Genomic DNA, 13,814 nt, shown 5'->3' with positions numbered 1-13,814 from the left:
AGAATTAAAGTCAGGTCTTGGGCTGGGCTTTCATAAGCTTGTTGATGCTCCATCCCATCATGATAAAGATTATTAGCCATGCAATGCTCATGTAGACTGCCCACATTCTTACCACCTCAGACCTTTATTATTACCTCGTTCTTCTCTAGTTCTTCGCCATACTTCTTCTTGATAGCGTAGTAGGCTTCAATTGCACCAATGGTTAGCATTGTGAGTATTGCTATCTTAGCTGGCCACCCGAGAGTTTTACTTACTAGGTCAGTGAACGTACCAAACAGTGGTAGTGCTATGAATATTGGTGCTATTATCACCGTTATCCACTTGTAGAACTCTGGAACGTTAATTAGTGCTCCCTCGTGTAGCTCTCTCCAGAAGTTGTCTGGCTTGAATAGCCATACGCTGACAATTATGTCGAACAATGCAAGTAGTGCAAGCTGGAAGCTTATCCAGGCATCTACCTGGTCAAGATAACCATTTATGTAAACTACTGGAATTCCCAGGAGGAAGTAGATTATGAAGACTACCCATGTTCCAACGCTCCTCTTTATTCCTAGATCTTCTTCAAGTAGTGCGGTTAAATAGTTATACATTGCTATTGCTGAGGTAAATCCTGCAAACCAGAGCAGGAGGAACCATAGAGCTCCAAAGAACCTTCCTGCTGTTCCCATCTGCACGAATATGTTTGGAAGGCTCGTGTATGAGAATCCGAGTCCAAAGTTCTCCGAAATCCAGGCTAATGCAGCATCACTTCCTTTTGCAAGGACATCTGGAGGAACGATCTTTGGAGCGTAGGCAACTGCCAATGGAACTGCAATTGAACCACCAAGAACTACTTCGGCAAACTCGTTTAGTGAAACAGTTGCTAATCCTGATAGTGCAACATCATCCTTTGGCCCTAGGTACGAAGCATAGTTCTGTATGATACCCATTCCTAGAGAGAGCGTGAAGAATATCTGACCACTCGCTGCAAGCATTACTTTCCATAGGTGATCCTTTAGATAGCCCCAGTTTGGTGACCAGATGAACTCGAATCCCTTAATTGTTGACCACTGGGGTTGTCCTAGTGGAGAACCTAAAGCAAACACGTAGATTACTAGGATTATTGCAAACACATACAAGAGGGGCATCATTACCTTAACCCATCTCTCAATTCCCTTACTTACGCCTTGTCCAACTGCTATTCCCAGGAGAACTACCGTTATTCCCCAGAATAGGAACACGAGACCATGGTTACTCAGATATTGGCTGAAGAACTGGGCTGTATTCTTACCGTAGTATGCTCCAGTTATGCTGAACCACGAGTAAGCCGCGGACCAGCCGATTAAGTGAAGGTAGTAGCTGTTAAGCAAGGTTGTCGTTGCAAACGCTAAAGCTCCACCGATTAAACCAAACCACAACGCACTTCTAGGCTTTAAACTTTCCCTAGCCATTAAGTAGAACGTTGGACCTAGGGTACCATGTCCGTACTTTCCACCGTACCTACCTTGAACCCACTCAACCCACATCACTGGAATTCCAAGGAGGAACAGTGCAAGGAAATAAGGAACCATGAATGCTCCTCCACCGTTTCCAGCAACCTGAGTTGGGAATCTAACGAAGTTTCCTAGACCGATGGCATTTCCTGCCATTGCTAAAATAAGTCCAATCTTTGTTGCCCACCTTTCCCTTTGCTCCATATCCATGTCACCTCCTCAATCGAGGACAAAGTGGGACATAGGCTATAAGTTTGTCAAGCTTTATAAAGGTTATCTGGGAACTATCGAAAGATTAGGATTGAATTGGAGTGATATCTTTTACTTGTTTGTAAAATATTCGTATCGAGGACAGATTGGGTTTTAAACTCGATTATCATATTCTCAAGTGGTGATTGAAGATGGCGCTAAGTGACAGATTAGAATTAGTTAGTGCTTCTGAAATTAGAAAGCTCTTTGATATTGCTGCAGGAATGAAGGATGTTATCTCCCTGGGAATAGGGGAACCTGATTTTGATACGCCTCAACATATTAAGGAGTATGCCAAGGAAGCCCTGGATAAGGGATTGACTCATTATGGTCCAAATATAGGGCTTTTAGAGCTTAGGGAAGCCATAGCTGAAAAGTTAAAGAAGCAGAATGGCATAGAGGCTGATCCAAAGACAGAGATAATGGTCTTATTAGGTGCGAACCAAGCTTTCTTAATGGGCCTCTCGGCTTTTCTTAAGGATGGTGAAGAGGTATTAATACCAACTCCAGCCTTTGTCAGCTACGCACCTGCCGTTATATTGGCTGGAGGAAAGCCCGTTGAAGTCCCAACGTACGAAGAGGATGAATTCAGGCTAAACGTTGATGAGCTTAAAAAGTATGTTACCGACAAGACTAGAGCTTTAATAATAAACTCACCGTGTAATCCAACGGGAGCAGTGTTAACTAAGAAAGATCTAGAAGAGATAGCGGATTTTGTCGTTGAACATGATCTAATTGTAATAAGCGATGAAGTTTATGAGCACTTCATTTACGATGATGCTAGGCACTACAGTATAGCCTCCCTGGATGGAATGTTTGAAAGGACAATAACCGTTAACGGATTCTCAAAGACGTTTGCAATGACGGGCTGGAGGTTGGGATTTGTTGCAGCGCCTTCTTGGATAATAGAGAGGATGGTGAAGTTTCAGATGTATAACGCTACTTGTCCAGTGACTTTCATACAATACGCTGCTGCTAAAGCGTTAAAGGATGAGAGAAGCTGGAAAGCTGTTGAAGAGATGAGAAAGGAGTACGACAGAAGAAGAAAGCTCGTGTGGAAGAGGCTTAACGAGATGGGACTCCCAACGGTAAAGCCGAAGGGTGCATTTTACATATTCCCGAGGATAAGGGATACTGGGCTAACGAGCAAGAAATTCAGCGAGCTCATGCTTAAAGAAGCTAGGGTTGCAGTAGTTCCAGGTAGTGCCTTTGGAAAAGCCGGTGAGGGATACGTAAGGATCAGCTATGCAACAGCTTATGAGAAGCTTGAAGAGGCCATGGATAGAATGGAAAGGGTGTTAAAGGAGAGGAAGCTAGTTTAAATCCTTGGTCATGAATCTAGCGTAAGCTATTGAGAACGGAAACAGTAGCTCAACAATGAGGATTGCAAGGTTGTTGATTCCATAGCTTAGGCTTTCTCCGAGTGGTAAATAATCCCTAGTTTCCTCATCGCCCGCAAAGGTGTAGATCATAAGTTGGGCAAAGTGCATAGTCGGATTTAGCAAGTTTATCCTTTTTTCCCATTTTTGCTTTTCTTCATACCATTCCATGTATATCTCTTCACAATGCTCCGTGGTCGTTTCTCGTGCAATTACCGTTTCGGTACCGACCGTGATCGTCCTCTGAACTACAGTCGCTCTACACTCAGGCATTGGACCAACCATATGGCCGGCGAGGTAAGAAGCTATCATTGGGTAGACCATAATGAAGAATAGGGAGATTCCTATTCCAACTATCATAGCGGTTTCTGGGCTCCTTATGATTGAAGAGATCATAACCCCTAAGCTTAAGAAGACCAGCGTATAAAGGAGCACAACTAAAGATAGGACTAATAGTCTTACCATGGAAAAACCCTTCATAGGAATTCCAAAGATCAGGGCAAGGGCTATCGTGAATATGAATCCCACGAAGATTACGATGCCTAAGGCCAAGGCATTTCCAAGGAATTTTCCGTTGATTACTTGATCCCTGTACACTGGATGCCCAAGCAAGACTTTTATAGTCCCCTTTGAGAGTTCCCTGTTTATAGCGTCTGCTCCTAGGAGAACGCCCAATAAAGAACCAAAAAATGCCCATAGCATTGCATTGTTTATGAATATTGAGGAGATAGGAGTTCTATATACCGTCCCACTCGCCCCAAAGATTGACATACTTGAAATGTATCCAACATCTTGACTTGAGAACTCCCTTGAGAAATAAACAGTTAGGAATAGAAAAACTAAATAAGTGGAGAGCAGGATTATGAACCTCTTAGTTTTTACTGCTGTATACAGCTCTTTGCTTGCTATGTTAAGTTCAGCACCCATTTTACCTCCTCCCGATTCTTCTCATCATGAAGAGCACTAGGGCAAATGATATTATTAATATAAGAACCCCGATGTAAGTTGAGGTTGATCTCTGTCTAACAACTACCCTTAATGTATCCTGCCATTCGGCCTGATCCGCCTTAACGGTAATTTGAACTCTGTAGTCTCCTGCTGGGGTTCCTTCTGGCACTTTAACCGTGATCGTTACCCTCTCCCTACCTTTTGGAGATAGGGATGGTATCTGAGATGGGTCAACCTTTACATCCCATCCCTGGGGACCTTTCACTGTTATCTTTAAGTTAGTTAAAGGTGCGTTTCCAAAGTTAAATATATCCATCATTGCGGTTTTCTCCTCTCCAGCGGTTATTGTTAACCTGTAATTAAGGAGGTTAACATTCATGTTATATGAGCCTATGAGCTTAATTTTTACGGGGATTTCCTTTTTAATTCCGGAAGAACTGATGACCGTTATAGTGGCATTATAAGTTCCTGGCATGGCATTTAGAGATGGATAAACTTTAAGGTAGACTGTTTTAGTTTCCCCGGATTTCACCTTAACCTTTGTAACTTCTATATTTCCTTCAGCACTTTCGGTAAAGAATGCATTCCAATTTTCTGGAATGCCCCTGATCTCTAACTTATATTCATCGTCGCTCTTTCCTAGGTTTTCTATTACTATAGTGAAAGGCCTACTCAGCCCTTCCATCACGATTGGATAAATATCTGATTGGGCTTCAACGTTAAAGTAGTATGGTTCCCTAACGAGCAGGAGCTTTAACTCTTTCTTCTCCCCATCTCCTAACTCGACTTCTTCTTTCTTTGTTTCATATCCCTCCTTTTCTATCGTGATTACGTACTTGCCGGGATTCATTTCAACTTCTAAAGTTCCTGTGGAATCTGTTGCGTAGCTCTCATTTCCAACCTTGACCAATGCCTTTGGTACCGGGCTCCCGGTATCATCCACTAAAATCAACTTGAGGGTTGCTTTCTGCCCTTTGTAGGTCTTGTAAATGTTAACTCCTAATGTTATCGTTTCATTCTTAATAACTTCTCCGTTGGATTTTCTAACTGTAAAGCTTATCTTACTTTCGTAATATCCCAAACTAGCATTTCTGGGGATCTCTAGTATTAGGTTAACAACTTTTGTCTCTCCTCTCCTGAGGTAGATTTCCTGGGCTCTTACTCCATCGACTAAGATGCAAGCTTTCCAATCCCTAGGTTCCCTAACGTCCATTGATATTACCGAATCCTCTCCCGCGGATAATAATACCGAGAACGTGACCTTACTTCCAGCTTCTGCTTCTTGAACTAGTATAGGAGCTGTGATCTTTAATGCTTCCATCTTTGGTTGAACGACGTTAACATAAAAGGAGTATATATCTCCATTTATCGAAAACTTTACTACATGACTTCCAGCGGAGGAGGGTAGTACCTTAAGTTGAAGGGTTATACTCTCCTTTTCCCTGAGTTTTAACTTCTTAATTTCGATCCCCTGATAGTAGAACTTAACATCCCAATCCTTTGGAGCGTTAACGACTGAAAACGTGACGTTAACTGTTTCCGTCCCATTGTTGAAAATCGTAAGTGGTAGCATAATACTGCGGTTTACTTCGGTTGTTACCTCGCTGTAAGGATAGAAAACTACAAGTTCTCTCTCTTCCTTTTTCTTGACTTCAACTGAAGGAAGTTTATAAAGGAATATCGTTCCATTGGAGTATCTTATCCCGTATCTCCCGTACAATATAAGCTTATCCTTTGGTACTTCAATTGTGGTAATTCCCCTCTTTAAGGTTACACTAGAATTCGTCACAGTTATAACCTCGAACCCTTCAAAATATCTTCCTACCTTTGCGACGTGCTTTTCTCCCTCGGAGCTCCAGCTTGCCACTATAAATAGTCCCTTCCTGGCGTTATAACTTCCAATTGTTATGCTTAAGTTTTCAATGGTGATGCTTGCTCCAAACTCAGCTCTCTCTATAACCAATTTTGATGTTCCATTTGAAACTATAACGTAAGGAAAGTTATCTATTCCAAATTCTACCGTTATTGTGTAGTTCCCAATTATAAGCCTCTCCTGGGGTAGTATTCTTCCCTTAAATATCACTATGTTAACCTCTTTAGCAGTGCTTAACTTAATTGATGGGGTCAACAATAGCAAAACAAGAAGTAAAGCAAGGTACCTATTCATTTCCTTCCCTCCTATATATTGTCTTTAAGAATACATCCTCTAGGCTAGGCTCCTCAATTTCAAGGCTTATAATGGTGATCCCCTTCTTGGCTAACTCTTCACTTATGCTTTCCCTTATATCAGACTTTGCGAAGATTATTGCCTTATTCTCGGTTGTCTTTTCGATCCTTATTATATCTGGAATTTCAAGCTCAGGTAATGGTTGCTTAGTTTCTATCTTTATCTCGTATCCCTCTAATTCCATGTACTGCTTCTTTATCTCCTCCAGTGTTCCTACCGTTCTAAGCTTTCCCTTAACTATTATTCCAACCTTATCTGCTAGTTCTTCGACTTCACTAAGTATGTGGGATGAAAAGAAGACAGTCTTTCCCTGCTTTCTCTGCTCCCTAATTATATCTTTTACTAGTCTTGCTCCTTCGGGATCCAGGCCACTGGTTGGTTCATCCAGGATTAAAAGTTCAGGATCGTTTATGAGGGCTTGAGCGAGGAGGAGTCTCTGCCTCATACCCTTAGAGAACGTCTTTGCCTTCCTGTACCTCACATCCCATAGTCCCACTAACTTTAGGAGCTCCTCGATCCTCTTTTCTTTTTCCTGTTTTGACATTCTGTAGAAGCTTGCGAAAAAGTCAAGGTTTCTCCATGCCGTTAACTCTTCGTATATCGTGGCATTTTCTGGTAGGAATCCAAGTCTCTCCTTAGCCTTAAGAGGTTCCTTAAATATATCATAGCCAAGTATTCTTACGTCTCCACTATCTGGGATTATAATGCCGAGCATGCTTAAGATCGTCGTTGTCTTTCCAGCTCCGTTAGGTCCCAGGAAGCCGAACACTATCCCCTCATCTACAACAAAGGATAGATTATCAATGGCCTTAAATTTTCCATAACTTTTAGTTAGCTTCTCAACTTCAATTGCGTACATAATATCACCTCAAATCCATATTCGCGAACTTATAATAGCTCAATCCCAAAGAAACGAACAGTGTCACAAGAACGGCAACTATATTATTTAGGCACATCTTAAAGCCCTCGATTATCGGCCTCTCCTCGACAACTTTGAATTCCGTTTCGTTCTCCATGAGGAGGGGTAATTGCTCCATTATTTCCTCCTGGGGCTTTTGTCCATAAACCATATTCATAATTTCCTGATAATGATAAACTGGGGTCAACGAGTCTATCATAAGGATCGTTGAAGAATACTTTTCTAGCCATTCCGTTGAGTCAGAAGCAAAGTTTGGAGGCCCCGCGATTACGAAAGCTACAATAGGGGCGATTATCATTGGAATAACTATAACGAAAACTAAAAACAGAACTATCCCTGCAATTATCCCATTTCTCTGGCTTTTTATTAACGTCGAGAAGAGCATTCCCAGGGAATAGATAGCTAGTCCATAGAGGATTGAAAGTATGTAAATTGTCAACAATCTCGTTGCATCGTATCCCGTGATTGGTACCCCAACTATTAATGCTAAGCCTATGGCGATTAGGTAAAATATCCCCACGGATATTGCCAGTATTAAGAACCCTCCGACGAACTTTCCTAAGAGGATGGTATCCCTGTATATTGGCTTTGAGTATAGAATCTTTATTGTACCCTTTTCGATCTCAGAGTTTATCGAGGTAACCCCAAGCAGGAGCGCTATCAATGTTAAGGAATACACAAATGGTTGCTCGACTGCCGAGAAAAATAAATGCTGAAATGGGGTCACAAAGGCCTTCGAAAGTGAAAGCAATGCGAAGTTATACATTACTCTTGTATACAATGCCGTTAATGCACCAAACAGGACTAAAATTCCATAGAATCTTTTAGTTTTAATCCCACTTTCTAGCTCCTTAATCGCTATGTTAAGTATAGTCATTTTACTACACCTTAGTAGAGACTACCCTAAGTAGTTAAAAATTTTTCTGTATCATGCTAAATTATAATTGAAAAAGAGAGAAGAAGAGAAAATGATCAGCCCATTTGGAGGGCGGCCGTTCTTAGCTCTCCTCTTTCAAATCTGTAGGGATCGTACCATTCTACTGGTAGCTTGGTTTTCCCTTTAGTTATCAGCTCTGCAACCATTTCACCAACAGCAGGTGCCATCATAAAGCCATGACCTGAAAAACCAGCTGCAATGTAATAGTCATTCAACTCTTCAATTCTTCCGATAGCTGGATTGCTGTCAGGCGTCTTTGCGTAATACCCAGCCCAGGTTCTAAGGATCAGTAAATTCTTTAATGCTGGAATTATCTTCGTGAAGTAATAGCTAACCTCCCTCAAAAATTCATAGGTTGGAGTAAGGTCATAGGTTGGCCCAATCTCGTAACCTATTCCTCCGATTATACCACCGTGGAATGTTTGGGTCAAGTAGGCATGTCCATACTTGAATGATATAACCATTGGATTTATCGTTCCTCTTTTTATTGGTTGGGTTATGACGGCTTGATGCTTGTACGGTTCTATTGGTATCTTAGTCTTTATACCGGCCATTGCATTTATCAGATTAGCCCATGCATTTGTTGCGTTTACGACGATTCCCGTTTTTATAATTCCTTTATTAGTCTTTACACCTTTAATTTCATTATTCTCAATTAAAAATCCCTTAACTTCCGTATATTCGAGAAGTTTAGCTCCATACTCTTTGGCTTTTACTGCAAATGCTGTAGTTGCCTCGAAGGGATCGGCCTTTCCGTCAGTTGGATTCCAGGAAGCTGCTATAACCTCACTTATATCTAATAGTGGAACTATCTCCTTTGCTTCTTCAGGAGTTATTAGCTTTGTGGGTACGCCGAATTTGTTCTGGATCTCTATATTCCTCTTAAAGGTCTTAACCTCTTCATCATCGTAAAGTAGGAATAGGTAACCTGTTTGTTTGAAGGAGAACCCGTACTCTTCAGAATACTTCTTCCAAAGCTCTACCGATCTCTTCATAACCCTGACGTTAGCTTCATCATTGAATTGTTGCCTTATTCCAGTACCGCACCTGAAAGTTGAGCCTGAACCTATGAATCTCTTTTCTATAACCGTAACTTCCTCTCCTCTCTTAGCAAGTTCATGGGCTATTGTGACTCCAACAATTCCCCCTCCAATCACGACTATTTCACTCTTCTCTGGAAGCATGAAATCACCTCCTAGCTAGAATTCCCATTTTGACGTTCTTTATAGGACTCCTAGCTACTGGCAAGTCTATCTCGCTCAGCTTCTTTCCAGTTCTTTGGGAAACTACCACGGCCCCATTGAACAGGCAGTACCTTCCCTGACAGAAACCCATGGCCAGGTGAGTTAACCTCTTAATTATCTGCAGATCTGTTATCCCTTTCCTTATGACTTCATCAACTTTCTTTAATGAGACGTCACATCCACATATTTGAACATCTTCGAGGTTAAACTTATCCAAGGGGATCCTAGGAATGGATAAACTTTCTGGTTCGTACTCCCTGAGCTTCTCCTCATATATGCATGGCTGAGCATCGTATCCGAATTCTTTAAGAATGTAAGCTCCGACGAGTTTACCTTCCAGATAATTGGCGTAATGAGGTTTTATCGAGACAGCACTTCCAGCAACGTAAATTCCATCTTTAATTCTGTGATATTCATCGAGGACTGGAGAATAGTATCCTCTTCTAAATCTTAGTTTTCCACCCGCTTGAGTGATTGGATTTATGTCGGGCCTCCTTCCATCTGCAAATATTAAGGCATCAACTTTGTATTCATGGTTGTTCATGTCTATAACTCTCTCCACTTTTTCATTTCCTTCAACGCGCTTCACGTTCGGGATATGTACATAGTCTATACCCCATCTTTCAAGCTCTTGAATTACCTCGTCGGCCTTACTTCCGGTGACTGCTACTTTCCGTCCTGGGGCTACCTCCCACACGTTCATAACTTCAAGGGCAAAATCCCTTCTAAAGACTCCAGGCATGTCGTTATTTTCGAAGAGCATTGTGCTGTCTATGGCCCCCGTTGCTAGAACTACCCTCTTCGCCAAAATCTCAATTAATTTATCTCCTCTAACTACGGGAACGAGGAAGTATTCTCCCTTATCGAAGACTCCTAGGGCCGAGGTTTCGAGGTAAATTTTTGTGTTTTCGTTAAGTTTTCCGACAAGTTCTTCTACCACTTTCCTACTATCTTTGTTGAATCCTTCCTGTTTGATTCCCTTTAGCCACATGTCTCCCCCTAACCATCCCCTCTCCTCTATTAGGGCTACGGTTAAATACTGCTGAAGCTCGAGGGCTGCTCCAATCCCGGCGGGGCCCCCACCTATGATTGCTACATCTACAACTACCCTCTCAATCTCCCCTGGCTCTACAACTGGCTCTTCATGGAAGTCATAATATCCCTGCCTCTCTATCTTCATTCCATCCTTGACCTTAATTCTCCTGGCCTCAAGGCCCTTAACTCCGTTAACTGTCATTGGCACCGGACCAAAGGTAAACGCTCCCCTCTTTCTCCCTTCATTTGAAGTTGTTAGCCAGTAAATCTCGTTGGCTAGAAGAGCTACTGGAAGCTTCTCTCCTTCATACGCTTCGAGCTCTTTCCCTTCGAAGTATATCGTTACCTTCTTACCTCTTTTCTCAGTTAGATCTAGAGGTCTCATGAGCATCCCTCCAAAAATTGAAACAAATTCAACATTACCTATGTAAAGTCATAATTTATAAAACATTAGGTTAGCAAAAAAAGGTTAAAGAAGGCCGGAAGCAATTGCAAAATCAAAGACGTTTTCAGCTTGGCTCTTTGCCCTTGCAACCTTTATTTTCTCACTCTTTTCTATCGGAACTTTTTTAAAGAGCTCCTTATGCAGTTTAACAACATCTTCAGGAGGCTTCGTTAGTAGGCTTACTATTATTATCACCAGCAAGGTTATGAAGAAGTTTATGAAGAATACTGGAACTCCGTTGAACCATTTTCCTAAAGTTCCAAAGAATCCTGGAGCGTTTGGATTGAATGCCCATCCATAGATCTTTGCCTCCAGGAGAACTTCGCTGATCAGCCCATATCCCATTCCTATTATCCCTGCCTCCTTGGTAACACGCTTCCACCATAGACTTAGTGTCAATATGGGCCCAAACCCTACGGCCAATCCTCCCCAGGCTGTTGCCACCATTTGATAAATAACCTTTGGACCGCTTATTGCGAACCACATTGCAATTAATGAAACTATTGCAACGACAACTCTTGAAATATTAACCATCTGTTTCTTTCCAAGCTCTTGTCCTAGAACCTTGTGGTATATATCTCTTGCAATTGCTGAAGATGCTACTAAAAGTTGAGAATCTGCCGTACTCATGACGGCCGAAATTATTCCCGCTATTACAAACCCCGCTATCCAGCTAGGTAAGAAGTGAACGGCCATTGCTGGGACTATCTTCTCTGGGTCATCAATTTTTATACTTCCATTTATAGCTAGTGCAAATCCTAGGAATCCTGCGAAGAATGCTCCCCATAGAACTATAGTTGTCCATATTCCGCTGATGAATATTCCAGGTCTCCTTAATTTCCTGGGATCCTCAACGCTCATATATCTCGTTACTATATGAGGCTGTCCAAGGTAACCAACGATCCATGAAGCGTAACCTATGGCAAAAACTATAGCTGCTAGACCCGTCGCTCCTCCAAAGGGGTGGAGTTTAGCTGGATTAACTGAGCCAATTATTTGAGTTGCTTTATCTAGACCTCCAATCTCCGCAAGGGCTAAAATTGGCATTATAATTAAGGTTAAGAGCATGAACATAGCCTGAACTACATCAGTCCATACGACTGCAAAGAAACCTCCAGTAATAACATATGCCGTTAGGATTATCACTGTTATCAGTATTCCGGTTGTCACGCTAACTCCAAAGGCCTCTGAGAAAGTCTTTCCTCCAGCAGCAAACTGAGCAGCTACGTAGGCCGTCATGAAGATCAGAATTATAGCAGCGCTTAGAATCCTTATTAACTTTGTATTATCCTTTAATCTTGCCTCTAAATAGTCTGGAAGTGTTATGGATCTAAACTTTCCGGCATATATCCTTAGTCTAGGTCCTATGAGGAGATAATCTGCTAGAGTTCCGAAGAGACATCCTATGGCGGCCCAAAAAGCTCCTAATCCTGTTTTAAATGCCGTTCCAGGATAACCTAACATGAGCCATCCTGAGAAGTCGCTGGCCTTATCTGAAAGGGTTGCTGCTAGAACGTGAACTTTCCTTCCGCCTATGAAGTATTGCTCCTCTGTTTTAGTGTATCTATTGGCCCACCAACCAATGTAGGCTAATAGAACTAGGTAAATCAAAAAGCCAAGAAGAATCCCTAGATTCATGCTCTACCCTCCTTGGTAAGCTCTTCATCATATGCTAAAATATCCTCATCTACATAGTACTCCTTCCCCGTAATTTTGTCCCAAAACCCATAAACTATCATTACTACAAAAGCAAGAATCGTTGGAACTAGCAGCGTGGCCCAAGCTGCTCCACTAAAACCCATCTAAGTCACCTCCAATAAATTTCAAAATGTAAATATTCGACTTATAGTATATAAAGATTTAGGGGGTATTTATATGAAAAAAATATCATAAATTAGGGGGTGAAAACTATATGATTGTCAAAGTTATGAAACCAGTATTTAAACTAAGTGAGGAAAGCTCTGCAAAGTTTATACTTTATCCATATTGGATATTCCAGCTTAGGTTGTTTTATAAACGCCTAGGAATGAGAGATAGGGTTATTGATTATTTTGCATACGTAGATGCTTATAGGCTGGGAGTTGAAAGGGGAGATAGGCTCATCGAAATAGAGGAATGGGACGTTCCTAAGAATACCATTATGGAGTTCTTAGTTGATGAGGAGGAAGCCAGAAAAAAAGCTATTGAAAGCGCTATAATTTGGGGTAACTCTAGGATAATATCCTGGTGGTTACCTCGAGTTGAAATAGTAAGAAAAGAAAAGGTATATAAGGTGTTTTGGATCGGGAATGAGTTCATAGTTGATAGTCTAACTGGTGAAAAATATGCAATCAAAGAGCTGAGAAAAATCTATAAAGGTTCGAATATCAAATCATAATGTATAACTAATTAAACCGAAGGTGGGGAGAATGAGTGTTATAGGATTCGCAAAGGTTAAGGGAGGGCCTGAAGAGGCCTTAGCCTTTATTCTTGAAAAGCTCCGAGAAAATGGCTTCAAAGTAAACTTTTATAGGCACTACTGGGTCGGAGATATGCCTTTCGGCTTAGTTGTGGCCGAAACTAATAAAGGAAAAGTAGCCATAAGGTGGTACTTAGGAGAATCTTTCTCATTTAAGCTCGAAGAAGTTAGCGAGGAAGCTTTTGAGGAGTTCGTTGATGAGACTCTTGACTATTTAGGAGGAGATTAAAAATGGAAAAGCTTGAGAGAGTTATCAAGGAATTTAACAGACTTCATGGGAGTGAGGCCCAGGCAAAGATATTACGCTTTTCAGATGATGAAGTGATAATAGAATTTACGGGTAGCTTCTGCAAAACCTGTGGCCTTTACGATTACTTCGAGGATATATCCTGGGATGCCTTGGATTTCGGATTAAAAATAAAACCAGTTGAGATCTTGGAAAGCGAGGAAGATTTTGAAAAGGGGAGGTACGTTGTAAAATATAAAGTTGAAAGGTGAAAT

13 protein-coding genes are annotated in these 13,814 nt (G+C 41.5%); 4 read left to right on the top strand and 9 right to left on the bottom strand.

Features of this window, described 5'->3' with window-relative positions:
- Positions 1-116: 116 nt before the first annotated feature.
- Entirely contained in the window at positions 117-1,676 is a 1,560-nt protein-coding gene (locus PH_RS06505) for a Na+-dependent transporter (RefSeq protein ID WP_048053592.1), read from the bottom strand.
- Positions 1,677-1,873: 197 nt separating this feature from the next.
- Between PH_RS06505 and PH_RS06500 the strand changes: the two genes are divergently transcribed.
- A complete protein-coding gene (locus tag PH_RS06500) occupies positions 1,874-3,043 on the top strand; it encodes a pyridoxal phosphate-dependent aminotransferase (protein WP_010885459.1) in 1,170 nt (389 codons plus the stop codon).
- Here the strand turns inward: PH_RS06500 and PH_RS06495 are convergent.
- The 8 genes from PH_RS06495 to PH_RS09890 all read right to left on the bottom strand — a co-directional run bounded on the left by PH_RS06495 (position 3,035) and on the right by PH_RS09890 (position 12,657).
- Positions 3,035-4,027 carry an ABC transporter permease subunit gene (locus PH_RS06495; protein ID WP_010885458.1) on the bottom strand — a complete coding sequence of 331 codons (993 nt, stop codon included), beginning with the start codon at positions 4,025-4,027 and terminating at the stop codon, positions 3,035-3,037. The genes PH_RS06500 and PH_RS06495 overlap by 9 nt on opposite strands.
- A gap of 1 nt (position 4,028) precedes the next feature.
- A complete protein-coding gene (locus PH_RS06490; RefSeq protein WP_010885457.1) occupies positions 4,029-6,215 on the bottom strand; it encodes a COG1470 family protein in 2,187 nt (728 codons plus the stop codon).
- Positions 6,208-7,134, bottom strand: coding sequence for an ABC transporter ATP-binding protein (locus PH_RS06485; protein WP_010885456.1), 927 nt, complete (start codon positions 7,132-7,134; stop codon positions 6,208-6,210). The genes PH_RS06490 and PH_RS06485 overlap by 8 nt, the downstream gene beginning before the upstream one ends.
- Before the next feature lie 4 nt (positions 7,135-7,138).
- A complete protein-coding gene (locus PH_RS06480; RefSeq protein WP_010885455.1) occupies positions 7,139-8,071 on the bottom strand; it encodes an ABC transporter permease in 933 nt (310 codons plus the stop codon).
- A gap of 95 nt (positions 8,072-8,166) precedes the next feature.
- Complete coding sequence (locus PH_RS06475; protein ID WP_010885454.1) at positions 8,167-9,315, bottom strand: NAD(P)/FAD-dependent oxidoreductase; 1,149 nt, start codon at positions 9,313-9,315, stop codon at positions 8,167-8,169.
- Positions 9,316-9,319: 4 nt separating this feature from the next.
- Positions 9,320-10,795: an FAD-dependent oxidoreductase gene (locus tag PH_RS06470; protein ID WP_048053378.1), complete on the bottom strand. Its 1,476-nt coding sequence runs from the start codon at positions 10,793-10,795 to the stop codon at positions 9,320-9,322.
- An 84-nt stretch (positions 10,796-10,879) separates the two neighbouring features.
- Positions 10,880-12,493 (bottom strand): sodium/proline symporter, encoded by a 1,614-nt coding sequence (locus PH_RS06465; RefSeq protein ID WP_010885452.1) that lies wholly within the window; start codon positions 12,491-12,493, stop codon positions 10,880-10,882.
- Positions 12,490-12,657: a hypothetical protein gene (locus PH_RS09890; protein ID WP_010885451.1), complete on the bottom strand. Its 168-nt coding sequence runs from the start codon at positions 12,655-12,657 to the stop codon at positions 12,490-12,492. Before PH_RS09890 ends, PH_RS06465 begins: the two co-directional genes overlap by 4 nt.
- Positions 12,658-12,767: 110 nt before the next feature.
- Between PH_RS09890 and PH_RS06460 the strand changes: the two genes are divergently transcribed.
- Genes PH_RS06460 through PH_RS06450 form a run of 3 tightly spaced genes read left to right on the top strand, consistent with a single transcriptional unit; the run spans position 12,768 to position 13,811 of the window.
- Positions 12,768-13,232, top strand: a complete 465-nt coding sequence (locus PH_RS06460) for a hypothetical protein (protein WP_010885450.1) — start codon at positions 12,768-12,770, stop codon at positions 13,230-13,232.
- A 31-nt stretch (positions 13,233-13,263) separates the two neighbouring features.
- Entirely contained in the window at positions 13,264-13,542 is a 279-nt protein-coding gene (locus PH_RS06455; RefSeq protein WP_048053377.1) for a hypothetical protein, read from the top strand.
- 2 nt (positions 13,543-13,544) lie between these two features.
- Positions 13,545-13,811, top strand: coding sequence for a hypothetical protein (locus PH_RS06450; RefSeq protein WP_010885448.1), 267 nt, complete (start codon positions 13,545-13,547; stop codon positions 13,809-13,811).
- The last annotated feature ends 3 nt before the right edge of the window (positions 13,812-13,814 follow it).

Origin of the sequence: Pyrococcus horikoshii OT3 (assembly GCF_000011105.1) — an archaeon.
GTDB classification, from domain to species: domain Archaea; phylum Methanobacteriota_B; class Thermococci; order Thermococcales; family Thermococcaceae; genus Pyrococcus; species Pyrococcus horikoshii.
This window is presented reverse-complemented; position numbering and strand designations above follow the sequence as displayed.